This is a genomic window from Ruegeria sp. BHSC029 (assembly GCF_059613085.1).
The window spans coordinates 169,394-191,599 of sequence record NZ_JBXWRU010000006.1; the positions used below are offsets into that span (position 1 = coordinate 169,394).

General features: G+C 64.4%; 25 protein-coding genes. 8 read left to right on the forward strand and 17 right to left on the reverse strand.

Annotated elements, in window-relative coordinates; all coding sequences use genetic code 11:
- Positions 1 to 36: 36 nt before the first annotated feature.
- Positions 37 to 1,035, forward strand: coding sequence for a polyprenyl synthetase family protein (locus AC2FML_RS15810; RefSeq protein WP_170360074.1), 999 nt, complete (start codon positions 37 to 39; stop codon positions 1,033 to 1,035).
- Here the strand turns inward: AC2FML_RS15810 and AC2FML_RS15815 are convergent.
- From AC2FML_RS15815 to soxR, 4 genes are all read right to left on the reverse strand, one after another.
- Positions 1,028 to 1,849 (reverse strand): 4-(cytidine 5'-diphospho)-2-C-methyl-D-erythritol kinase, encoded by an 822-nt coding sequence (locus AC2FML_RS15815; protein WP_170406812.1) that lies wholly within the window; start codon positions 1,847 to 1,849, stop codon positions 1,028 to 1,030. The genes AC2FML_RS15810 and AC2FML_RS15815 overlap by 8 nt on opposite strands.
- Entirely contained in the window at positions 1,839 to 3,551 is a 1,713-nt protein-coding gene (locus tag AC2FML_RS15820) for a tetratricopeptide repeat protein (RefSeq protein WP_496734292.1), read from the reverse strand. The genes AC2FML_RS15815 and AC2FML_RS15820 overlap by 11 nt, the downstream gene beginning before the upstream one ends.
- 105 nt (positions 3,552 to 3,656) lie before the next feature.
- Positions 3,657 to 5,303, reverse strand: a complete 1,647-nt coding sequence (locus AC2FML_RS15825; protein WP_496783824.1) for an electron transfer flavoprotein-ubiquinone oxidoreductase — start codon at positions 5,301 to 5,303, stop codon at positions 3,657 to 3,659.
- A gap of 136 nt (positions 5,304 to 5,439) precedes the next feature.
- Positions 5,440 to 5,895, reverse strand: coding sequence for a redox-sensitive transcriptional activator SoxR (soxR, locus tag AC2FML_RS15830; protein ID WP_170342262.1), 456 nt, complete (start codon positions 5,893 to 5,895; stop codon positions 5,440 to 5,442).
- An 89-nt stretch (positions 5,896 to 5,984) separates the two neighbouring features.
- Between soxR and AC2FML_RS15835 the strand changes: the two genes are divergently transcribed.
- The 3 genes from AC2FML_RS15835 to AC2FML_RS15845 all read left to right on the forward strand — a co-directional run bounded on the left by AC2FML_RS15835 (position 5,985) and on the right by AC2FML_RS15845 (position 8,079).
- The gene (locus AC2FML_RS15835; RefSeq protein WP_005978983.1) at positions 5,985 to 6,365 is read left to right on the forward strand and encodes a VOC family protein; all 381 of its coding nucleotides are present in this window, start codon (positions 5,985 to 5,987) and stop codon (positions 6,363 to 6,365) included.
- A 238-nt stretch (positions 6,366 to 6,603) separates the two neighbouring features.
- Complete coding sequence (gene greA, locus AC2FML_RS15840; RefSeq protein ID WP_005978981.1) at positions 6,604 to 7,074, forward strand: transcription elongation factor GreA; 471 nt, start codon at positions 6,604 to 6,606, stop codon at positions 7,072 to 7,074.
- A gap of 12 nt (positions 7,075 to 7,086) precedes the next feature.
- On the forward strand, positions 7,087 to 8,079 hold the full coding sequence (locus AC2FML_RS15845; protein WP_170438503.1) for a hypothetical protein: 993 nt from the start codon (positions 7,087 to 7,089) through the stop codon (positions 8,077 to 8,079).
- On the opposite strand, the gene AC2FML_RS15850 is transcribed toward AC2FML_RS15845, so the two are convergent.
- Genes AC2FML_RS15850 through AC2FML_RS15870 form a run of 5 tightly spaced genes read right to left on the reverse strand, consistent with a single transcriptional unit; the run spans position 8,076 to position 12,045 of the window.
- On the reverse strand, positions 8,076 to 8,672 hold the full coding sequence (locus tag AC2FML_RS15850) for a GNAT family N-acetyltransferase (protein ID WP_496783825.1): 597 nt from the start codon (positions 8,670 to 8,672) through the stop codon (positions 8,076 to 8,078). The two genes, AC2FML_RS15845 and AC2FML_RS15850, sit on opposite strands and share 4 nt — an antisense overlap.
- Entirely contained in the window at positions 8,669 to 9,928 is a 1,260-nt protein-coding gene (locus AC2FML_RS15855) for a molybdopterin-binding protein (protein WP_496783826.1), read from the reverse strand. The genes AC2FML_RS15850 and AC2FML_RS15855 overlap by 4 nt, the downstream gene beginning before the upstream one ends.
- Positions 9,929 to 9,948: 20 nt before the next feature.
- Positions 9,949 to 10,458 (reverse strand): molybdopterin-guanine dinucleotide biosynthesis protein B, encoded by a 510-nt coding sequence (gene mobB / locus AC2FML_RS15860; protein ID WP_496783827.1) that lies wholly within the window; start codon positions 10,456 to 10,458, stop codon positions 9,949 to 9,951.
- Complete coding sequence (mobA, locus tag AC2FML_RS15865) at positions 10,455 to 11,111, reverse strand: molybdenum cofactor guanylyltransferase MobA (RefSeq protein WP_170360058.1); 657 nt, start codon at positions 11,109 to 11,111, stop codon at positions 10,455 to 10,457. The genes mobB and mobA overlap by 4 nt, the downstream gene beginning before the upstream one ends.
- Complete coding sequence (locus tag AC2FML_RS15870) at positions 11,101 to 12,045, reverse strand: formate dehydrogenase accessory sulfurtransferase FdhD (protein WP_480632381.1); 945 nt, start codon at positions 12,043 to 12,045, stop codon at positions 11,101 to 11,103. Before AC2FML_RS15870 ends, mobA begins: the two co-directional genes overlap by 11 nt.
- On the opposite strand from AC2FML_RS15870, the gene AC2FML_RS15875 reads away from it, so the two are divergent.
- Complete coding sequence (locus tag AC2FML_RS15875) at positions 12,044 to 12,760, forward strand: AzlC family ABC transporter permease (RefSeq protein WP_170342980.1); 717 nt, start codon at positions 12,044 to 12,046, stop codon at positions 12,758 to 12,760. The genes AC2FML_RS15870 and AC2FML_RS15875 overlap by 2 nt on opposite strands.
- Positions 12,757 to 13,089: an AzlD domain-containing protein gene (locus AC2FML_RS15880; protein WP_170360054.1), complete on the forward strand. Its 333-nt coding sequence runs from the start codon at positions 12,757 to 12,759 to the stop codon at positions 13,087 to 13,089. Before AC2FML_RS15875 ends, AC2FML_RS15880 begins: the two co-directional genes overlap by 4 nt.
- On the opposite strand, the gene AC2FML_RS15885 is transcribed toward AC2FML_RS15880, so the two are convergent.
- The 7 genes from AC2FML_RS15885 to AC2FML_RS15915 form a co-directional block, all read right to left on the reverse strand.
- A complete protein-coding gene (locus tag AC2FML_RS15885) occupies positions 13,078 to 13,710 on the reverse strand; it encodes a hypothetical protein (RefSeq protein WP_496783828.1) in 633 nt (210 codons plus the stop codon). The genes AC2FML_RS15880 and AC2FML_RS15885 overlap by 12 nt on opposite strands.
- Before the next feature lie 16 nt (positions 13,711 to 13,726).
- Entirely contained in the window at positions 13,727 to 13,861 is a 135-nt protein-coding gene (locus tag AC2FML_RS15890; RefSeq protein WP_093963530.1) for an aa3-type cytochrome c oxidase subunit IV, read from the reverse strand.
- Between the two features lie 91 nt (positions 13,862 to 13,952).
- The gene (locus AC2FML_RS15895; RefSeq protein WP_496783829.1) at positions 13,953 to 14,513 is read right to left on the reverse strand and encodes a hypothetical protein; all 561 of its coding nucleotides are present in this window, start codon (positions 14,511 to 14,513) and stop codon (positions 13,953 to 13,955) included.
- Positions 14,500 to 16,338 (reverse strand): glycerophosphodiester phosphodiesterase family protein, encoded by a 1,839-nt coding sequence (locus AC2FML_RS15900; protein WP_496783830.1) that lies wholly within the window; start codon positions 16,336 to 16,338, stop codon positions 14,500 to 14,502. The genes AC2FML_RS15895 and AC2FML_RS15900 overlap by 14 nt, the downstream gene beginning before the upstream one ends.
- Positions 16,339 to 16,402: 64 nt before the next feature.
- Positions 16,403 to 16,855 carry a DUF6173 family protein gene (locus tag AC2FML_RS15905; protein ID WP_496783831.1) on the reverse strand — a complete coding sequence of 151 codons (453 nt, stop codon included), beginning with the start codon at positions 16,853 to 16,855 and terminating at the stop codon, positions 16,403 to 16,405.
- Positions 16,856 to 16,859: 4 nt separating this feature from the next.
- The gene (locus AC2FML_RS15910) at positions 16,860 to 17,906 is read right to left on the reverse strand and encodes an MBL fold metallo-hydrolase (RefSeq protein ID WP_496783938.1); all 1,047 of its coding nucleotides are present in this window, start codon (positions 17,904 to 17,906) and stop codon (positions 16,860 to 16,862) included.
- On the reverse strand, positions 17,906 to 19,609 hold the full coding sequence (locus AC2FML_RS15915) for an acyl-CoA dehydrogenase (RefSeq protein ID WP_496783832.1): 1,704 nt from the start codon (positions 19,607 to 19,609) through the stop codon (positions 17,906 to 17,908). Before AC2FML_RS15915 ends, AC2FML_RS15910 begins: the two co-directional genes overlap by 1 nt.
- 135 nt (positions 19,610 to 19,744) lie before the next feature.
- Here AC2FML_RS15915 and AC2FML_RS15920 point away from each other — a divergent pair, with 135 nt between their 5' ends.
- Positions 19,745 to 20,695, forward strand: a complete 951-nt coding sequence (locus tag AC2FML_RS15920) for an L-threonylcarbamoyladenylate synthase (protein ID WP_496783833.1) — start codon at positions 19,745 to 19,747, stop codon at positions 20,693 to 20,695.
- On the opposite strand, the gene AC2FML_RS15925 is transcribed toward AC2FML_RS15920, so the two are convergent.
- Positions 20,696 to 21,250, reverse strand: coding sequence for a YqgE/AlgH family protein (locus tag AC2FML_RS15925; RefSeq protein WP_496783834.1), 555 nt, complete (start codon positions 21,248 to 21,250; stop codon positions 20,696 to 20,698).
- 141 nt (positions 21,251 to 21,391) lie between these two features.
- On the opposite strand from AC2FML_RS15925, the gene AC2FML_RS15930 reads away from it, so the two are divergent.
- Positions 21,392 to 22,204: a protein-disulfide reductase DsbD domain-containing protein gene (locus AC2FML_RS15930; RefSeq protein ID WP_496783835.1), complete on the forward strand. Its 813-nt coding sequence runs from the start codon at positions 21,392 to 21,394 to the stop codon at positions 22,202 to 22,204.
- The last annotated feature ends 2 nt before the right edge of the window (positions 22,205 to 22,206 follow it).

A 22,206-nucleotide genomic window follows, 5' to 3' on the forward strand; every position in this document is an offset into this window, starting at 1 on the left:
GGCAGGACGAAAGTCGAGCCTTGTATCAGGAGTGTGATGACGATCAGCACGATCTCGAAACCGCATGAGCGACTGGCCGAGATTTTGGCCGGTGAAATGGAGGCGGTAAACACTCTGATCCGCACCCGCATGGCCTCGGAACACGCGCCCCGCATCCCCGAAGTCACCGCGCATCTGGTCGAAGCCGGCGGCAAACGCCTGCGCCCGATGCTGACCCTGGCCGCCGCGCGGCTGTTCGGCTATGGCGGCGATCATCACATCCGTTTGGCCGCCACGGTCGAATTCATCCACACCGCCACGCTGTTGCACGACGATGTGGTCGACGAAAGCGCCCAGCGGCGCGGCCGACCCACTGCCAACCTGCTGTGGGACAACAAGTCCAGCGTGCTGGTCGGCGACTATCTGTTTTCGCGCAGCTTCCAGTTGATGGTGGAAACCGGGTCTCTGCGGGTTCTGGACATCTTGGCCAATGCCTCGGCCACCATCGCCGAAGGCGAGGTGCTGCAGATGACCGCAGCCACCGACCTGCGCACGGATGAGGCCGTCTACCTGCAGGTGGTGCGCGGCAAGACCGCCGCGCTGTTCTCCGCGGCAACTGAGGTGGGCGGTGTGATCGCCGGTGCGTCCGAGGAACAGGTCCGGGCACTGTTCAGCTATGGCGACGCCTTGGGCATCGCCTTCCAGATCGCCGACGACCTGCTGGACTATCAGGGCGACAGCAAGGCCACCGGCAAGAACGTGGGCGACGACTTCCGCGAGCGCAAACTGACCCTCCCGGTGATCAAGGCCGTGGCCCAGGCCACACCCGACGAGCGTGCGTTCTGGGAGCGCACGATCGAGAAGGGCCGGCAACAGGATGGAGACCTGGACCTGGCCCTGAACCTCATGCGCAAATACGGCACCCTGGAGGAGACCCGGACAGACGCTCTGGCATGGGCAGCAAAGGCCAAAACCGCTCTGATCGCGCTGCCCGATCACGAGTTGCGCGACCTGCTCGGTGATCTGGCCGATTACGTCGTATCCCGCCTCAACTGAGGACGCTTGCGCGACACCACCAGTCCGGCTGGGAAACACCAATCTCGTAGGCCGCAAAATGTGCGGCCTTCATGGACGGGTACAGCGCAAAGCAGGTCGAACCCGACCCCGACATGCGCACCAGCAGAACGTCCCGCGTTTCACCCAGCGCCTGCAACACGTCTGAAATCTGGGGCGCCAAGCCTATTGCCGCTTCCTGCAAATCATTCCGTTGCCCGGCCAGCCAATCAGCACACGCCTCGGGCGTTTCGAATGCCGGGATCTCATCCGGCATACCCGGATTGTCGCGCGAATCCAGCGCATTGAACACCGGCCCCGTCGGAACCGGCACACCCGGATTGACCAGCAGCGCGGGCAAAGCGGGCAATGCAACCGGGGCGACACGGTCACCAATGCCCTGCATTCGTGCTGCTCTGCCCAGTACACAAACAGGAACATCCGCGCCCAGGGCCAAAGCCGTTTCCAGCGGAACTTCCGCGTCTTCCCCTGCGATGGCCCGCAAAGTCGCAGCCGCATCCGATGAGCCGCCGCCGATTCCCCCGCCATGCGGCAGAACCTTGTCCAACTGGATTTGCCCGATCCATCCCATCGCCCGAGCGGCCCGCCAGACGAGGTTGCGGTCGTCGGTCGGCACCCCGGCGGAATGGGGGCCGGTCACGGTCAGGCGATTCTCGGGCCCGGGTGACAGGATCAACGTGTCTCCCACATCGGCAAAGGCGACCAGCGAATCCAGCAGATGGTATCCGTCGGCCCGCCGTCCGGTCACATGCAGGGAAAGGTTGATCTTCGCGGGCGCAAAGGCCTCAATCGCCATTGGCGACCTTGAGGGGGGCCGCGCCTTCCTCGGCCAGCACCGCGTCCAGCCCGACCTCGAGTTTGCGACGGATCCGGTCGGGGTCGGCCTCGCCATCGGTATCTTCGGGATCGATGAAGGACAACGCGCGCCGCCATTGGAAATCGGCCTCACGGGTGCGCCCGACGGCCCAGTAGACGTCGCCCAAGTGGTCGTTGACCACCGGGTCCACGGCCATCAGTTCAACGGCGCGCTCCATATGTTCGACCGCCTCGTCGTACCGGCCCAAGCGAAACAGAACCCAGCCCAAGCTGTCGACGATATAGCCGCTGTCAGGCTGGATCGCGACGGCGCGCTCGATCATGTCCAGCGCCTCTTCCAGTTTTTCCTGCCGCTCGACCAGCGAGTAACCGAGATAGTTCAAAACCTGCGGCTGATCCGGATTCAACTCCAAGGCACGCCTGAAATCCGCCTCGGCCTTGTCCCAGGCCTTGAGCCGTTCGTGGCAGATGCCGCGGGCGTAGTGCAGGAACCAGTTGCCACCCGAACCGGTTTCGGTCAGTTCGATGGCTCGGTCATACGAGGTGACAGCTGCGGCGTAGTTTTCCTGACGCCGCTGCAGGTCGGCCAAGGCGACATGGACACTGGGCAGATTGGGCTGCCGGGCCGCCAGATTTTCCAGCACTTCGATCGCCGCATCCGGTTTCCCCGACTGAGCCAGGATTTCGGCACGCCCCAGCTCGGCTGCGTGGAAATCGCTGCTATCCGTGGGAACCTTTCGATAGGCTTCGGCGGCCAGGTCGTACTGGCTCAACTGCTCAAGCAGTTCCGCGCTCAGCAGGATCGCATCTATGTGATCGGGCCGGAGGTAAGTCGCGATCCGCGCGTATAGCAGCACATAGTCATGTGCAGCCTCGGTGTTCAACGCCGCCCCGACCGAGAAAAAGACCTCGGCCACGCCTTCGGTGGCCGATCCGACATGGGTGAATGGCAAGGTGCCACCGGCGCTGAGCGTGTCCACGTAGGACTCGATCGACGGGTCGCTGCCCGCCGCAAAGACGTTTTCCAGGAATTGCAGGGCTTCGTCGTTGCGGTTGAGCTGCGACAAGACTTCGACCCGCGCCAGCGCTGCACGTCGCGAGAATCGCGCAACGATACTGTCGTCGGCCGCAAAGATCGCCTCGGCCCCCTCGAAATCGCCAACCGACGCCAGCGCCAACGCCTTGTGATACAGCGCGAATTCCCGCAGACCGTCCTGCTGGGCGACCTCATCGAACTGCGCCATCGCCTTGGTCATTTCGCCCTTGCCCAGATGCGCCCAGGCCGTCATCAGCCCATCGACCAGCGGGCCAACGCCCTGATTTTCCGGGTCACGGGCCAGCAATTCGTCGAACTTTCCGTCAGATACCAGTTTGGCGGAAACAACCATACGTGCGGCCTGGTTGGGCTGCCCGTTCGCCTCCATGTCCTCGGCGATCGGCAATGCACGTTCCACATCGCCAAGCGCCACGCGCGCCAGTAGCACGCTTTCCTTGAGCTTGGTGTTGCCCGGATCGAAAATCAGGGCCTTGGAGTAGTACTCCTCGGCAGCCTTGTAGTCGCTTTCATAGATGGCCTGGCGTCCAGCCAGATAGGATCCCGCGCCGGAATCCGCGTGAACCGGAACGACAGCCGCTGTCGCAAGAAACACGGCCAGCGCCGTGCGACGAACCAGTGAAACCACCTAATACCTGCCTTGTCTGCCTATGATTGCAGAACAAGCTAGGGCCTTGGCCCGCCAGAGGCAATGGCCGAGCGTTCACGGCCCCGCCATTGCCCGGGTTTTTGCCTACATGTTGGGGTAGTTCGGTCCGTCCCCACCCTGCGGCGTGGTCCACGTGATGTTCTGGCTGGGATCCTTGATGTCACAGGTCTTGCAGTGGACGCAGTTCTGGAAGTTGATCACGAATCGCGGCTCGGCCTCATCCTTCACCACTTCGTACACGCCCGCCGGGCAATACCGCTGCGCCGGTTCATCAAACTTGGGCAGGTTGACCTTCACCGGAATCTCGGGGTCGGTCAGCTTCAGGTGACAGGGTTGGCTTTCTTCGTGGTTGGTGAACGAAAACGCCACGTTGGTCAGACGATCGAAAGACAGCGTGCCATCGGGCTTCGGATAGTCGATGGGGGTGTGCTTGCTGGCATCCTCGGTCGCCTCGGCGTCGTTCTTGCCATGGCCCAGCGTCCCCAGCAGCGAGAAGCCCAGCGTGTTGGTCCACATGTCCATGCCACCCAGCGCCAGCGAAGCGGTCAGGCCGTATTTCGACCACAGCGGCTTGACGTTGCGAACCTTCTTGAGGTCGCGGCCGATCGCACCGTTGCGCACCTCGTCTTCATAGTCGGACAGCTCGTCGCCCGACCGGTCGGCTTGGATGGCCTCGAACGCGGCCTCGGCCGCTGCCTTGCCCGACAGCATCGCGTTGTGGTTGCCCTTGATGCGCGGCACGTTGACCATGCCCGCCGAACAGCCCAGCAGCGCGACACCCGGTGCCACCAGCTTCGGCATCGACTGATATCCGCCCTCGGTGATCGCGCGGGCGCCATAGGCCACGCGCTTGCCGCCTTTCAGCAGGTCGGCCACCACCGGGTGGTGCTTGAACCGCTGGAATTCCATGTAAGGAAACAGGTGCGGGTTCTTGTAGTTCAGGTGAACCACGAAGCCGACATAGACCTGGTTGTTTTCCAGGTGATAGATGAACGACCCGCCCCCGGCATTGCCGCCCAGTGGCCAGCCCATCGTGTGGGTGACGCTGCCTTCCTTGTGCTTGGCGGGGTCGATCTCCCAGATTTCCTTCATGCCGATGCCGTATTTCTGCGGCTCTTTCCCGGCGGACAGGTCGTATTTCGCGATCACTTCCTTGGACAACGACCCGCGCACCCCTTCCGACAGGAAGACGTATTTGCCGTGCAGTTCCATGCCCGGCTCGGTGTTGGGGCCATAGGACCCGTCGGGTTCCAGCCCGAAGACACCTGCCACGACACCCTTGACCTCGCCATTGTCGCCATAGACCAGTTCGGAACAGGCCATGCCGGGGAAGATCTCGACGCCCAGTTCCTCGGCCTGTTCGGCCATCCAGCGGCAGACATTGCCCATCGAGACGATGTAGTTGCCGTGGTTGTTCATCAGCGGCGGCATCGGCCAGTTTGGGATGCGCAGCTTGCCGGCCTCGCCCAGCATATAGAAGTTGTCTTCGCGCACCGGCACGTTCAGCGGCGCGCCCTTTTCCTTCCAGTCGGGGATCAGCGCATCCAGACCACACGGGTCCAGCACCGCGCCCGACAGGATATGCGCGCCCACTTCCGAGCCCTTTTCCAGCACAACCACGTTTAGGTCGGCGTCCAGCTGTTTCAGACGAATGGCCGCCGACAGGCCCGCCGGGCCTGCGCCCACGATCACCACGTCGTATTCCATCGCTTCGCGTTCAATTTCGGCCATCGTGGGCTCCTCCGCTAACTATCCGAATTGGCGCCTGGGGCGCGGGCTCGGCGAAATTTTGTTTCCCGGCTGATTACCTGCTGGAAAAGACCTTGGTCAATCAAAACACGGCGTAACATTGCTGCAATGCGGCAGATCAGCCCTCGGGCGCGTCACCCATCAGGTACCTGGGACCGCTACCATGCGCCTTGGCCCGGTCGTCGGGGTTGTAGAGCGCGCATTTCGGAAGGCTCAGACAGCCACAGCCGATGCAGCCGTCCAGATTGTCGCGCAGACGCAGCAGAGTATCGATTCGCTGGTCCAGATGCGCGCGCAGGCCGACGCTGATCTTTTTCCAATCCGCCGGCGTGGGCGTGCGGTTGTCGGGCAGCCCGGCCAGAACCTCGCGGATTTCGGGCAGGGTCAGACCGAACTGCTGGGCGATCATCACGAAACTCAGCCGACGGATGTCGGCGCGCTGATACCGCCGCTGACCGCCCGGATTGCGCCAGGGGGAAATCAGCCCCTGCGCCTCGTAATAGCGGATGGCGGATACCGCCAACCCCGTGCGGCGTGCCAATGCGCCGATGGAAAGGCCTTCGGATGCGGGCATGATCTCCTCCTGGAAGAATCTCTTGAGCTAAAGTTAGGTTTAGGAAGTACGGTGAGTCGAAACAAGCCTGAACATGAAAAGGAGACCCCATGATGGCGACGCTGGAACACACGAACTTCACCGTCCGCAACCCGCAGGCAACTGCCGCCTGGATGCAGGACGTATTCGGATGGAAAACCCGCTGGGAAGGCCCGGCCATCGCTGGCGGCTATACCGTGCATGTGGGCAGCGCGCATACCTATCTGGCGCTTTACGCCCCGGCCGACCCGAAACCATCGGGTGAAAGCAGCTATGACATCGTCGGCGGGCTGAACCATGTGGGCGTGCTTGTCGAGGACATCGACGCGACCGAGGCCAAGGTTCGCGCCGCGGGCTTCGAGCCGCACAACCACGCCGACTATGAACCCGGCCGCCGGTTCTATTTCGACGATGACAACGGCATCGAATTCGAGGTCGTTCAATATGATTGAGATGCTCTGGTTCGGCGCCGAGGCGCATCGCTGGAAACGCGGTGATCTGCTGGGGCATCGTCACAATCGGAAACCCCCACCGCCCCGACGGCGTTAAGTTGCGGATTGCAGGGGCCAAACCCCTTGGCCTCTTGCATTTCACGCCATATTTGGGTCAGGTAATTGCCGACCCATCTTTCGCCCCGACGCTGGTCTCATGCGGCGGGGCGACTCAATTTGTGCGTGGAAAAAAGAAGATATGGAAAAGATCCCCATGACGCCTGCGGGCTTTGCCGCGCTCGAGGCAGAGCTCAAGCAACTCAAGTCCGTTGAACGCCCCGCCATCATCGAGGCCATCGCCTCGGCGCGCGAACTGGGCGACCTGAAGGAAAACGCCGAATACCACTCGGCCCGCGAAAAGCAGGGCTTCATCGAAGGCCGCATCAAGGAACTGGAAGGCGTTCTGTCGCTGGCCGAGGTGATCGACCCGACCAAACTGTCGGGTGCGATCAAGTTCGGCGCCAAGGTCACCTTGGTGGACGAGGACACCGACGAGGAAAAGACCTGGCAGATCGTGGGCGAGCATGAGGCCAATATCGAAAAGGGCCTGCTGAACATCAAATCGCCCATCGCCCGCGCCCTGATCGGCAAGGAAGAAGGCGACAGCGTCGAGGTGCGCACCCCCGGCGGCGTGCGCTCGTACGAAGTGCTGAGCATCCACTACGCCTGATCGGAGCGCGCCATGTCGGGCCAAGACCCTGATCAGGACAGCAAACGCCCCACCTGGCTGGGCATCTATGACCGTCCAGGCCGACCGAGCGTCACCGGGATCGAGATTGCGGCCGCGGCCCTCAGCCTGATCTGGCTGGTGGTGGCCGTGGTCTTTCTGGTGCTGCCGGAACAGACGCAGGCCGGCAGTTTCATCGTGATGCTGCTGGCGGTGTTCATGCCGGTGGCGATGATCTGGGTCGCGGCGCTGGCCATGCGCGCCAGCCGCATCATGCGCGAAGAAAGCGCCCGGCTGCAGACCGCGATCGACGCGATCCGGCAGGCCTATGTATCGCAGCAACAGCGCTCGGCCAGCACCTACGAACCCGCGGTGGCCCGGAAACTGGATGAAATCGCCGCGGCCGCCCGGCACACCCAAAGCACGCTGGCCACGTTCTCCAGCAAGCGGCGGGATCTTGCGCCGCTGGCAAGACCTGCGGCACCCTCGGGCCAGACCTCGTTGGAACTGGGCACCCCGGCCGAAGAGATAACGACTCCTCTGCCCACCGACATTTTCATCCGCGCGCTGAACTTTCCCGAAACCGCCGAGGATACCGAAGGCTTCAACGCCCTGCGCCGCGCGATGAAGGACCGCAAGACCGCGCAACTGGTGCAGGCCGCCGAGGACGTGCTGACTCTGCTCAGCCAGGAAGGCATCTACATGGACGACCTGCGTCCGGACATGGCCCGCCCCGAGGTCTGGCGCCAGTTCGCCAAGGGCGAACGCGGGCGTGCGGTCGCCGCGTTGGGCGGTATCCGCGACCGGTCGTGCCTGGCGCTGACCTCGGCGCGGTTGAAACAGGACCCGATCTTTCGCGATGCGGTGCACCATTTCCTGCGCCGCTTCGACACCATGATCGCCGAGTTCGAACCTCAGGCCAGCGACGCCGACCTGACCGCTTTGGGCGACACACGCACGGCGCGCGCCTTCATGCTGCTGGGCCGGGTGGCCGGGACCTTCGACTAGCCACCGTCGGGCAGGACCCACCGCATTTTCGTGGCCGAGCTGAATCCGAACAGGTGTTTGAACGGGCCGGTACGGTCCTGCCCGATCGCCTGAAACCCTTCGCGCTCGTACAGGGTCCGCGCGCGCGGGTTGGTGTCGATCACGTCCAGTTGCACCTCGTGCATACCCAGCCTCTGTGCCTCGTCCTTGATCGCCCTGAGCAGCAGAGTCCCGACACCCTGCCCGCGCGCCTCGGTCGCCACGCATATGCCGTCCATCTGGAACACACCCGGCTTCAGGTCGCGCTCCAGAACGCTCAGGACAAGGCCCCGCCACAGGGCGCCGAACCAGCCATAGACCCGGGCCAGATCCGCCAGCCTTCCCTGCGTCAGCCCACCGTCGCAGGTCTTGTACCCGGCCAGCCCCAGCATCCGCCCATCCGCATCCCGCGCCACCAGGGCGAAACCGGGGTTCAGCACCCGTTCAAAAAAGGCCAACCCGCGGGCGTCCGGACCCATCACGCGCGACAGCTTGCCTGAGAACGCCTGCCAGAACAGCGCGGCCGCCCGGGCCCGCTCATCAGGGGAAAACCCGCACGAGACCGAAACCGTCACAGGCCGAAACTGCCATAGGGTATGAAACGCACAGGGTCTCCGGGCTGGATGTCTTGCGCGCCGTCCGGCAGCTCGACCAGCCCTTCGGCCCAGCTGAGCCCGCTGATGCGACCCGACCCTTCCGAATGAAACACCTCGACCCGGCCTTCGCGGACCCGGGCGCGCAGGTATTCGTGGCGGCCCGGTTTCTTGCGCTTGGCGAACCCGGCGGGCAGGTCAAAGCCCTGCGGTCGCCGCCACCCCGCGCCCGCCATCAGGCCCAGCGCGGGCCGGGCAAAGATCAGCGTGCAGACCATCGCCGCAACCGGGTTGCCCGGCAGGCCGAACACCGGCGTGCCCTGCCACAGGCCCAGCGCCAGCGGGCGGCCCGGCTTCAGCGCGATGCGCCATTCTTGCAAGGCCCCCGCCGCGCGCAGCAGGGCCGAGACATGATCCTCGTCCCCCGCCGAAGCGCCGCCGCTGGTCAGGATCGCGTCGGTCTGTTGCGCAGCTTGGTCCAACCGGTCCCGCAGCGCGGCCCGGTCGTCGCCCACGCGGCCCAGATCGACCGCCACAAAACCCATCCGTTGCAGCATCGCCAACAGCATCGGGCGGTTCGCATCATAGATCTGGCCCGGCCCCGCGGCCTGACCCGGATCACGCAATTCATCGCCGGTAGACAGAACCCCCACGCGCAAGGGCGTGCGGACCGGGACCTCGGCCACGCCCACCGCCGACAGCAGCGCCAGATCGGCAGGCGTCAGGCGTCGCCCGCCAGACAGAGCCAAGGCCCCGGCCTGCACGTCTTCGCCCGCCTTGCGCGTGTTGGCGCCAGCCTTCAAAGGACCGTTGAAGGCGATGTGGCCGTCCTGCACGGTCACGTCCTCTTCCAGAATGACGGTATCCACCCCCTCGGGCAGCGGCGCGCCGGTCAGAACGCGCAGCGCCTGCCCCTCCGGCACGGCCCCCGCAAACGGCACGCCCGCCGCCGCGCGTCCCTCGGCCAGCGGCAGAACATGCGGGCCCTCGGGCCGACCACCGGCAAAACCGTACCCGTCCACTGCCGTGTTGGGCAGCGGCGGATTCGACCGTTGCGCGATCACGTCCTGCGCCAGAACGCGCCCGCAGGCTTGACCAACGGGCAGGGTCTCGACGCCGGCAACCGGGTGCAACCGGTCGCGCAGCAGGGCCAGCGCGTCATCGACCGGGGTCCATTCGACCCCCGGCGGCAGGGCGAAACAGTCGTTTTTCAACGGTGGAGGCGCAATCTTTGGCATGGTCCGGTCCTCGGGCATGGTCAGGGGCTGGGCCGCGGCCCCAAGCCGACCTCGGCCAGGATGAAATCGGCAATGGCAGGCGTGTCGTTCAGATCGAAAACCGGACGGTCCAGATCCAGCGGCGTGTCGCTGGCCACCGCGCGGATCGTCGGATCGTCGGCGGCGATCAGCGGGTTTCTGGGCTGGGCGCGAAAAGCCTCGACCTTGGGGTGGCGCGCGCGCTTGTATCCCTCGACCAGCACCAGATCGACCGGGGACAGACGCGCCAGAAGATCGTCCAACGGCGGCTCGGGCGCGCCGCGCAGCTCTTGCATCACGGCGATGCGGCGGCTGGATGCCAGCAGAACCTCGGACGCCCCGGCGGTTCGGTGGCGGTGGCTGTCGGTGCTCGGCTGGTCCACGTCAACCGCGTGGTGAGCGTGTTTGACGGTCGAGACACTGAACCCGCGCCCGGTGATCTCGGCCACCAGCCGCTCGACCAGTCCGGTCTTTCCCGCATTCTTCCAGCCGGTGACGCCGTAAACCCTCATGCCCGCTCCAACAGGTGCTGCGCCCGGATCAGATCTTCGGGCGTGTTGACGTTGAAGAACGGATCGAACGGGTCGGCCGGAAACAGCGCCTCGCGCCCGTCATGGCGGTCGGTCCACAGGACCACCTTGCGCAACCCGTCCGTCAGGGCCGCGCGCAGATCGTCGCGCAGAGCGACGGGCCACAGGCCGAAGGTCGGGTGCCGGTTCACCCGGCGGCCACCGCCCGATTTCAGCGCCGCGTCACCGGTGCGCGGCGTGGTGGCCAGAGCCAGCGGATGAGCCTGCCCCTGCGCCGCCCGCGTCAGCCGCTCGACCAGATCGCGCGGAAAGAACGGCGTGTCGGCGGCAGCGGTGACGATGCAATCAGCGCCCTGCCCCGCCGCCCAATCCAACCCGGCCAGAACGCCCGCTAACGGCCCGGCGTAACCCGTGATGCTGTCCGGCAGGACCGGCAGGCCAAGATCGGCAAAGCGCGCAGGGTCGCCATTGGCGTTCAGCGCCAGCCCGGCCACCTGCGGCGCCAACCGGTCGATCACATGCGCCAACAGGCTTTGCCCCCCCAGTTGCAGCAACCCTTTGTCTCCGCCGCCCATCCGCGTGGCCAGACCTCCGGCCAGTATGACGCCGAGGGGGCGTGATGCTTCAACTTCCATCGGCGCTTTTCCTTCGATGCTTCCTGTCCTCGACCGGGACGGTGGCCGGGTCCGCGTCGCGCAGCAGCCGGTCTTCGCCCGACAGGCAGACGAAACGTTGGCCACGCATCCGGCCGATCAGGGTCAGGCCGACCTCGCGCGCGATTTCGACGCCCCACGCGGTAAAGCCGGACCGCGAAGCCAGAACCGGGATGCCCATCATCGCCGTCTTGATCACCATTTCCGAGGTCAGCCGCCCGGTGGTGTACAGGATCTTGTCGCCGGACGCCTCGCCTTCGGACAACATCCAGCCCGCGATCTTGTCCACCGCGTTGTGGCGGCCCACGTCCTCCATATAGACCAGCGGGCGACTCTCACGGCACAGAACCGTGCCGTGGATCGCCCCGGCCTGCAGGTACAGCGACGGCGTGCGGTTGATCTTGGCCGCCACATCATACAGCCACGAGGTGCGCACCTGAACCTGCGGCAGGCGCACGCCCTCCAGCCCCTCCATCATGTCGCCGAACACCGTGCCCACCGCGCAGCCGCTGGTGCGGGTCTTTTTCTTCAGCTTGTCCTCGTACGAGGTTTCGCGGGTCGTGCGCACCACGACGGTTTCCAGATCGTCATCGTAATCGACCCGCGTGATCTCGTCATCGGGGCGCAACATGCCCTGGTTGCGCAAAAAGCCCAGCGCCAGATATTCCGGGTAATCGCCGATAGTCATGGCCGTCACGATCTCTTGCGAATTGAGGAAGATCGTCAGCGGGCGCTCCTCGACAACCGAGATGCGGCTGACCTCGCCGTTCTGGTCCACCCCCTCGACCGCGCGGGTCAACCGCGCCGCGCCGGGATCGGGGGCGATGATGTATTCCGACAGATCGGTTTCGGTGGCCAATTGCAACCCTCTCGCTGACCCGCTACTGCTGCGCAGACCACCATAGGATCTAGCCATGGCAACCTCCACATCCAAGTCATACTATTGGCAGGGTTTTCGCGACGGGACCCCGTTCATCTTCGTGGCGGTGCCCTTCGGCACCCTGTTCGGCGTCTTCGCGACCGAGGCGGGCCTGAGCATTCTGCAGACCATGGTGTTCACCGCAGCCGTATTTGCCGGCGCCGCGCAGTTTGCTTCGCTGCAGCTGCTGCAGGACGGCACACCCACGGCCATCATTCTGGTTTCGGCACTGGCCGTGAACCTGCGGATGGCCATGTATTCAGCGTCTTTGACGCCTTATCTGGGCGCGGCGCCCCTGTGGCAACGGGCCTTTGCCGCCTATCTTACGGTCGACCAATCCTATGCCTGCTCGATCGTCCAGTTCGAAAAGGAACCGGACATGTCGGTTCCGCAGCGCATGACCTATTTCATGGGCTCGGTTTCGCCGCTGGTGCCCATGTGGGTACTGGCAACCTTTATTGGCGCCTACCTGGGAACGCAGATCCCGGATAGCTGGGCACTGGATTTCGCGCTGCCGATCACCTTTCTGGCCATGATCGGCCCGATGATGCGCACTCCGGCCCATGTGGTCGCGGCTCTGGTCGCCATCGTCGTGTCGCTGCTATGCGTGGCAATCCCCTACAATCTTGGCCTGCTGATCGCGGGCTGCGCGGGCATGATGGCCGGTGCGCAGGCCGAAGTGATGCTGGAACGCAGAAAGGTAGCGTTATGACCACCCCCGATCAGACAACGGTCTGGACGATCATCGTCGGGCTGGCGCTCGGCAGCTATGCCCTGCGCTTCGTGTTCATCGGCTTTGTCGGAGACCGTCCGTTGCCGCCATGGTTGCTGCGGCATCTACGCTATACGGCGGTGGCCATCCTGCCGGCCCTGATTGCCCCTCTGGTCATGTGGCCCACGGCCACCGAGGGCCAGCCGGACCTGCCGCGCATGGCCTCGGCCGTGGTTGCCCTGAGCGTCGGGTTGATCACCAAGAACGTGCTGGCCGCCATCTTTGCCGGGGCCGGCACGCTGTATGGTCTGCTGTACCTAGTTGGTTGAAGCCGCTTCCAGCTGGTTGAGCGCGGCGTTGTTGGCCGCCAGCCCCGCCTGCAGATCGGCGCTGTCGTTTTCACGATATTCGGTCGTGACGATCCCCGGAATCTGCCCGAACTGATCGGACAACTTGACCGGGTAGAAGGTGGTCTGGATCTGCTCGAACCCGGGAACCTGCTGCAGCAGCCGAGCCGTCGAGTTGGCGCAGTAGGCGCCCGGAACCGGTCCGGACTGTTTGGCCAGCTGATAGGCGATCTCGGCCTGCTGGGGGGTCACCTGGATGGTCTGGATGCGCGCATAATGCGTTTCGCGTGCGTGCGAGCTGCGATAGGCACGCTCGACCGCGGGGGTGATGCCATACAGCACGTCATCCTTGATCGGCACCACGTCGGCGCGGAACGACCCGGCGGGGTCGAAAATTACCCGCTCGCTGGCGCTGATCATCAGCGAGGTATGCGCGCCAGACCCCGTACGCGTGTTGATCATCGTGTACAGGGTCAGCGTTGAGGGCCCCGGGTCACGGTAGGATCGCGCAACGATCTCGGACTGGTCGGCCTGAGGGCGCTGCGACGTGGCACAGCCTGCGACGGTCACTGCCAGCAGGCAGGCAATCAAGATGCGAAACATGACCCGTCAGTCCGGCTTATGCCCCGAAGATCGCAAGAAACAGGGCAATGAAGCAGATCACCACGACGCTGTAGGTGGTGAATTTGATGAACCCGTTGAAGGTTTTGGTCTGGACTGTGATGTCCATCTCGCCGTGCTTGTGTTCAGCCATTTCGAAAGATTCCCCATTCGCGTGTTTGCCGGTTTGGATAAATCATATTTTCCGGCCTGTCACGACGTCAATCGCGCGCAAATGCCCGAGTTCAGTCGCCCGCAGCCTCATCAGTGGCAAAAACCGAGCAGCCGGGATACCCGAAGCCCCACCGCCACGGCAGGCCGGTACAGGGGCCACCTCCGAATCGGACGGCCATGAACATCGCCTCGGCGGTGATCGACATGGCCGACGTCACCTGCTCGGGCGTCATGTCGTACTGCGTGGCATAGTCCTGCGCATGCACGGCTCCGAATTCCTTGACGCAGGCGCGCAGGGCGCGGTCAGCCTCCAGCCGGGCGTCGAAACTGGCGTCGGCGGACGTGGCGCCCCCGGCGGTGTGATACGCGCGATCATGAGTTACGCAGCAGGTTTCCCACGGCGGGTGGCTTTCGTAAACCGCGCGAAATCTGGGAAAGGTCTCTGCCACCAGCCGCCAGCTGGACGACATGCCCCCCGAGCAGCCATCGGTTTCAAACGCGCTCAATGGTTGCCCAACCGATTGCGCGATCAAAGCCCGATGCGCGGGCATCTCGACGCCGCGCATCAGATCCTGCGCCGAAGCCGAACCGGCAAGGCAGGCGAGCAAAAAACCGAAGCTAGGGGCTTTCATCGCGCATCGCCTCGGTATCGACCGACAGGCCGAAGGTCGTGGCCAGCCACAGCAGCAAGCGCTCGCCCGGTTCCATTTCCGCGCGGACACGCAGCACTTCACGCGCCATGGCGGGGCGGTCGGTGATCAGACCGTCGACACCCATCGAGGCCATCGACGACATCTGCAGCGGGTCATTCACCGTCCAGACATAGATATCCTTGCCTGCATCATGGACCGAGCGGATCAGCCCGGGCGTGACCATCCCGGCATTCACCGCGACGAAATCGCCCTCCAGCCCGGTCAGATCGCCCACCGCCGTGGCAGCCAGAACGCCGGCGCGCCAGTCCGGGCGCAACGCTTTCATCTTCTGCACCGCCGGGTATTTGAGCGACATCGTGGCGATGTCCTGCTCCATCCCAAATTCTTCGACGATGGCGGCCACGCGGTTTTCCAGATCCACGTCATGGCCATAGTATTTCAGTTCGATGATGACCTTGGATTTGCCCTTCGCGGCCTTCAGAACCTCGCGCAGGGTCGGAGTGCGCTGATCGGCATATTCGGGGTCGAACCAGCTGCCGATGTCGATCTGCGCCACATCCTCCATCGTGGCATCCCAGACCTTCAGATTGACCCCGCCCAGCTTCATGAAGTCGCTGTCATGGGCCACGATCACCTCGCCGTCGGCGCTTTCTTGTACGTCGATCTCGACCCAGTCGGCCCCGTCTTCGATGGCCTTTAGCACTGCAGCCATCGTGTTTTCCGGCCGCAGCGCCGCCGCGCCCCGGTGGCCGATCACGTCGGCATGATCGGGTGCCGAAATCTGGTCCAGCACGTCCTGGCTGAACCAGATACCGGCCAGCAGGGCCACGATTGCCGCGGCAACGGTCACCAGAACCGGGGCGCGCAGGTTTCCAGCTTCGGGGTCAGGCAGCTCTGCCGCGCGAGGTTCAAAAAACCCATCCAGCAGAACCGCCAGCGCTCCCAGCGCCACCGCCGCCAGCACCAATCCGGCCAGAGACCACAGCCCGGCCACCAGCAGGCTGAGCGTCAGGGCAAACCGCAGGTTCGTGCCTTGTTCGAGAGGTACAAGGTGGAACAACAGGCTGGCCACGGCGGCAATCAGCGCAGCAATCGCCAGACGTATGGCCAGCCACAGTGCCAGTTCGATCTTCAACCGGCCGCGTTTGCCCTCCATTCGGCGGGCGCTTTCGGCGAAGGCGTCCGAAGGCGCAATTCCCTCGAACAGCACCAGATGCAGGGCGAGCGCCCAGGCCGACAGGCGGCGGATCAGCACCCAGGCCAACGCCAGCACCACCAGCCCGATCAGCGCGACGGCCACCTGGAAGGCGGGCGGATGGAAGGTCAGGTAATAGTTGATGTCGTATTCGGTCAGCGTCCACCACGCGATCAGGCCCGCGACCGCCACGAAAGGCACCGCTAGAACAAGCACCCGCAGAATGAAGCGCACCGCGAAGGAAAACAGCGTCGGCAGGCGCGACAGGATCAATCGCAGCGCCGACCCGCCGGCCCGCCACGGGTCGCTCTCGCCCATCCTGAGCGATCCGGCCATGACCGAAAAGACGAACACCTCGGCCAACAGGAATAGGCCCAGAATGACCACCGCCGCCACGAAACCAACCGGCGACAGGATGAACATGGCGATGTCCTGATCGGTCAGCGCGGTTTGATCGGACAGCATCACCGCCAGGTTCACGGTGAAGGCTACGCCGGGTGCGATCAGCGCGATCAGCAGCAGCCGCACCGCCAGATAGATGGGAACAAAGGTCCGGCGCCGGGCCCAAGCCCCGCGATAGGCATCTGTTACGGTTGAGAAATGTGACACGCCGGCCCCCTTTGAATGCTGAATTCATTCAAGGCCGCGCAGATGTGAATTGCAAGCGTGACGCTCAGCTTTCCTCAAGCTTGGCCGCGAGGCGGAAGCCGATCCGGTTGGCAGGCTTGTCCTCGACCGTTTTGGGCAGGGCGCGCAGCATGACGTTCAGCTGGCTGACATGCTGCACCAGCTGGGTGCGTGCGCCCGAACCGTCCGAGCCGTAGAAGGTGATCACGTCGGGGTCAAAATATCCCATCCCCTCGATCCGCATCACCCCGGCGTCACCGCCGGTAAAGCCCATGGCGACCTCGTGATCGGCATCGAGCGTTTTTTCGAAGTTCTGGATGTACAGGATTAGCCGTTCATACGCCCATTGGGCGGGGCTTTTGTTATCGACCGGCTGGCGCAGGGGTTCGGGCAGGTCCTTGGTGCCCGACGTGCTGTCCGGGTCGGCATGCACCTCATAACACCGGGGCAGAGCCGCCGCTTCGGCGGCCTCGGCCGAGGTTTCGATCTTGTCCTGCATCATCTCAACCTTTGCGTTGATATACCCATGCGCCGTCTTCACGGCGCGCCCGGGTCACGGCTCCAGTGTGATAAAGATGGTTCAGATGCGCAACCGCCTCGACCAGCGCAAGACCGTATTCGCCGTCGCGGATGGGGCGTTTGAACAGAGTCACGAAACAGTCCGACGCCGCCTTGGGTGCGTCCAGATCGTCCAGCAGGCGTGCAAGAGCGCCGTGATGGTTCTCGATCAGTTGCTTCATGCGGATCGGCAGGCCGATGAAGGGCAGTTTGTGCCCCGGCAGCACCACCTGATCGGGCCGTGCCAGCTGTTGCAGGCGCTCGCAGGCCTCCAGCCAGTCGGACACCGGGTCGGCCATGGGCTCGGTGGCATAGACGCCCAGGTTCGGGCTGATCGAGCTGAGGATCTGGTCGCCCGAGATCACCAGGTTGTCGTCGCGGCTCCAGAACGTGGCGTGTTCGGGGGCATGGCCATTGCCCATATGCACGTCCCAGTCCCGCCCGCCCATGCGGATCACTTCGCCCTGCTTGATGCGGACAAAGCCCAGAGGCATCGGATAGACCGTGTCGGCAAAATTGAAGGGCCGCTCGGACATGCGCTTGGCCAGGATCTCGGGGGCCATGCCGGCGCTGCGGTAGAACTCCAGCGTCTCTTCCGGCCAGCTCTCCTGCACGTCCAGCGTCAGCATTCGCGCAAACAGCCACGCGGTGCGGCTCGAGACCAGATCGGCGCCATGCTCCGACTGAAACCACCCGGCATTACCGACGTGGTCGGGGTGGTGATGCGTGACCACCACCCGGGTCACCGGCTTGCCCGCAAGCGGCCCGGCCATCAGGTCGGACCAAAGGCCGCGCGTCTTTTTCGATGAAATCCCGGTGTCGATCACCGTCCAGCCATCGCCGTCATCCAGCGCGTAGACGTTGACGTGGTCCAGCGCCATCGGCAGCGGCAGGCGCATCCACAGCACGCCCTCGGCGATCTCGGTGGCTTGTCCGGGCGCGGGCGGCTCGGGCCAGGGATGGCGAAACGCCGGAGGCCGCGCGCCGTCCATCATGCGGCCAGTTCGTCAGCGCTGAGCGCGAACAGATCGCCGGCTCCCATCTGCGCCTGATCCAGCAGGCCCGCGTATTCCGGCAGGCGCGCGGTGATGTAGTACCGCGCCAGCTTGGCGCGCGGACCATCCGGATCGGCCAAAGCGGCGATCAGGTGGTAATGCGCACCCAGCACGCGGGCAAAGGCGTTCAGATAGGCCACGGCCCCGGCAAAGCGGTTGTTCATGTCCTCTTGCGCCACCAGCCACTCGGTCGCCTCGCGCAGGGATTCGGTCGCCTCCCACACCGGGCCGGCCAGCTCGGGCACGGTGGCACGGGCGCGCTCAGCGTGATCTTCGATCTCGTCCAGCAGGCGGGCGGCGGCTTCACCCCCGTCCATCATCTTGCGGCCAACAAGGTCCATGGCCTGAATGCCGTTGGTCCCCTCGTAGATCGCGGTGACGCGGACATCGCGGTAATACTGCGCGGCGCCGGTTTCCTCGACATAACCCATGCCACCATGCACCTGCAGGCCGGTCTCGGACACGCGCATGCCGGTCTGGGTGCCGAAAGCCTTGCAGATCGGCGTCAGCAGGGCCGCCCGCGCGGCCCAGTCGGCGTTGTCGGTGGCCTTGGCCATGTCGATGGCCGCGGCATTGGCCAGCATGATCGCACGGGCGGCGAACAGGTCGGCCCGCATGTCCATCAGCATCCGGCGCACATCGGCATGATCGATGATCGTGCCCGAAGGCGTCTTGCCCTGCTTGCGTTCCAGAGCATAGGCCAACGCGTGCTGATAGGAGCCCTCGGCCGCGCCCACGCCCTGCCCGCCGACGCCAAGGCGCGCGTTGTTCATCATCGTGAACATGGCGGCCATGCCCTTGTGTTCCTGGCCCACCAGCCAGCCCTTGGCGCCGTCATACTGCATCACGCAGGTGGGCGAGCCATGCAGTCCCATCTTGTGTTCCAACGACACCACCTTCAGGTCATTCGCCACGCCCGGATTACCGTTTTCATCGGGGATGAACTTGGGCACCAGGAACAGGGAAATCCCCTTGGTCCCCGGCGCGCCATCGGGCAGACGGGCCAGAACCAGGTGGCAGACATTCTCGCAGAAATCATTGTCGCCCCACGAGATGTAGATCTTCTGCCCGGTGATCGCATAGGTACCATCGCCGTTGGGTTCGGCCTTGGACGTCAGCGCGCCGACGTCAGACCCGGCCTGCGGTTCGGTCAGGTTCATCGTGCCCGACCATTCGCCCGACATCAGCTTGGGCAGGTACAGCGCCTTGAGTTCCTCGCTGGCGTGGTGTTCCAGCGCCTCGATCTGACCCTGGCTCATCAACGGGGCCAGCTGCAGCGACAGGCAGGCGGCGCTCATCATCTCGTTCACGGCGGTGGTCACGGTCATGGGCAGGCCCATGCCGCCGTATTCCGGGTCGCCGCTCATGCCGATCCAGCCACCCTCGGCGATCGCCTTCCAGCCATCGGCATAGCCGGGCGAGGTCCGCAAAACCCCGTTTTCCAGTCGCGCCGGCTCAAGATCGCCGGGGCGCTGCAGGGGGGCCATTACCTCTTCGCACATCTTGCCGGCCTCGGTCAGGATGGCGCTGACCACGTCCGGGGTGGCCTCGGCGAATTTCTCGGTCGCGGCGACGTCCTTGAACCCCACCACCTTGTCCATCAGGAACTCGTAATCAGTGACAGGAGCGCGATATGGCATGGTTTCCCCCGGAAATCGTGTGTCGGTCGCAATGGCGGGCTTGGAATCCATGGCCCGCGCCGGTATTCATCTAAGCTTGTCCGATTACCTATCCGTCCCCCTGTTGCAAGCAACCAAAACGCCGCGTCACCACCCATGATCCCCAACAGCACGCAATATCTGGATGCTGATCCCGCCGGGATTGCAGCCGCGGCCGACCTGCTGCGTCAGGGACTGTTGGTCGCCTTCCCGACCGAGACCGTCTACGGGCTGGGCGGCGACGCCCGCAACGGCGAAGCCGTCGCCGCGATCTACGCCGCCAAAGGGCGACCCAGTTTCAACCCGCTTATCGCGCATGTCGCCTCGGTCGAGGCCGCCAAACGCTATGTCGAGTGGTCGGACAATGCCGAAAAACTGGCAGCTGCGTTCTGGCCCGGTCCGCTGACGCTGGTGCTGCCGCTGCGCGCAGGGCATGGCGTGTCCTCGCTGGTGACGGCAGGGCTGGAGACGCTGGCCGTGCGGGTGCCAGCCCACCCAACCGCGCGCGCATTGCTGAGCGCAGTTGACGGACCCGTCGCTGCCCCATCGGCAAACCCCTCCGGTCGGATCAGCCCGACCACTGCGGCGCATGTGCGCGCAGGTCTGGACGGTCGGATCGCCGCCGTACTGGATGACGGACCCTGTTCAGTCGGGTTGGAATCGACCATCGTGGGCTTGGCCGGCACCCCCGCTTTGCTGCGGCCCGGCGGTGTGGCACTGGAACAGATCGAAACGGTTCTGGGCACGCGCCTGACCCGCCACAAGCCCGGAGATCTGCTGACCGCTCCGGGGCAGTTGCTGTCACATTATGCTCCGGATGCACCGGTGCGGCTGAACGCCACCGAGCGGCGCGGGGACGAGCTGCTGCTGGGATTTGGCAATGTCGATTGCGACCGCAACCTGTCTGCCAGGGGTGACCTGATCGAAGCGGCGGCAAACCTGTTTGCGTATCTGCACGAACTGGACGGTACGGGGCGGCCGATTGCCGTCAGCCCGATCCCTTCCGAGAGCGTGGGGGCGGCCATCAACGACCGCCTGCGCCGGGCCGCGGCGCCGCGCAACTCCTGATCAGGCCCGACCGGCGCTGGCCGACAGCGTCAGCGGATCGACACCCAGCGTGGCCAAGGCGGCCTCCCACTTTTCGTCGTCGGCAACGTCAAAGACCAGTTTCGATGTAGCATCGGTCGTCAACCAGCCATTGGCCGCGATCTCATCTTCCAGCTGTCCAGGCCCCCATCCCGAATAGCCCAGCATCAGCATCGAGTTCAGCGGCCCCTTGCCAGAGGCGATATCTTCGAGCACGTCCAGCGTCGCCGTCATGCTGAAATCGCCGGCCACGTGCAGCGAATGCAGATTTGCGTCGTAGTCCGCGCTGTGCAGGACAAACCCCCGGGACAATTCGACGGGGCCACCGAAATGCACAAGGCGTTCTCCGACAACCGGGATGCGGCACGAGATGTTCAACTGTTCCAGCAGCGTCTTGATCCGCAAATCCGACGGTTTGTTCACGATCAGACCCATCGCGCCGTCATCGCCGTGGCTGCACAGATACACCACTGAATGATCAAAGCGCGGATCGCCCATGCCGGGCATCGCAATCAACAGTTTTCCAGTCAGATCCATCAAAAAACTCGTGCGGCTTATTCCCTTACAATGACCTTGCGGAAGCCGGATTGGCAAGGGATCACGCCTGAAATCCCGCGATTTCTGCCGGTGACCAGAACGTGACTTGGCAAACCTGCCCGCAAGTCGCATGTATGGATCATGAGATCGCTGTCCAAACCCGTCCTGACCGTTGTTTCAGCTTGTCTGGCCCTGGCCGCACCTGCGCAGGGGCAATCGATCGACTCGATCGTCCGGCTGGACGTGATCGATGGCGGCCAATCCGAGGATGGAACCTATCTCACCGCGATCCGGTTGGATCTGGAACCCGGATGGAAGACCTATTGGCGGGCCCCCGGTGACGCCGGCATTCCGCCTGAATTCGACTGGCGCCGCTCGGGCAATGTCGGCGCGGTTGCGATCACCTGGCCCACGCCGCATGTCTTTGACCAGAACGGCCTGAAGTCCATCGGCTATGAAACCCAGCTGGTGTTGCCGGTTCGGATTACCCCCAAGGACGCATCCAAACCGGTACGGTTGCGCGGCGAGGTCGATCTGGGAGTGTGCAAGGATGTCTGCATTCCCGCATCGCTGAAATTTGACCACGAACTGGACGCCGGCGCAGCAAGGAATCCGGCGATCGCGGCTGCGCTTGCGCAACGGCCCTTCTCTGCACGCGAGGCTGGCGTTACCGGCGCGGCCTGTCGCCTGAGCCCGACCGCGGACGGTTTGCAGGTTCAGGTACAGATCGACATGCCCTCGGCCGGTGGTGCCGAACTTGCGGTGATCGAACCAGGGAACCCGGCCCTGTGGGCCTCGCAGACTGAAACCAAGCGGCAAGGCAACCGGCTGACCGCCACGTCCGAGGTGATCAGTCCCGACGGTCAGCCCTTTGCGCTGGACCGGTCCGCCGTGCGGATCACGGTTCTGGGGACCAAACACGCGGTCGACATTCTGGGCTGCAGCGCGGGCTGAGC